1 protein-coding gene is annotated in these 357 nt (G+C 36.4%); it reads right to left on the bottom strand.

The genetic code is table 11. From position 1 onward, the window contains the following. The coding region (locus tag FE392_RS23185; RefSeq protein WP_319932021.1) for a MerR family transcriptional regulator at positions 1-248 on the bottom strand (248 nt) is incomplete at its 3' end. Between the last annotated feature and the right edge of the window lie 109 nt (positions 249-357).

Here is a 357-nt window from a genome sequence, read left to right as displayed (position 1 = left end):
GAAACAAACGAATCAAGTTCTCCGTTTCGCCATGCCCGAATTTGATCGTAAGACCATTTTTGCGTCTGTATTTTTTCTTTTATTGCTTTTAATTCTTCTATATTTTCTTTCGCGTATCTGCGATGCCCTCCCTGGCTTCGCTCCGTTTGTATGTTAAATTCATTTGACCATACCTTTAGCAAATCGGGTGTGATTCCTAAAAGATCCGCAACAATTTTCGGTGTATGCATTTCCGATTTTAGTTCCAATTTTCATTCCTCCCCTAAAAACGGAATACGTTTTTCACTCATAAAACACGATTAAATCAACATTTCAATCAAAATCGGAATAAACTTGCAACCGATATAAAAACCGATT

Origin of the sequence: Xenorhabdus santafensis (assembly GCF_033949405.1) — a bacterium.
Lineage (GTDB): Bacteria > Pseudomonadota > Gammaproteobacteria > Enterobacterales > Enterobacteriaceae > Xenorhabdus > Xenorhabdus santafensis.
The sequence above is the reverse complement of the archived record's forward strand: the minus strand, read 5'-3'. Positions and strand labels throughout refer to the sequence as shown.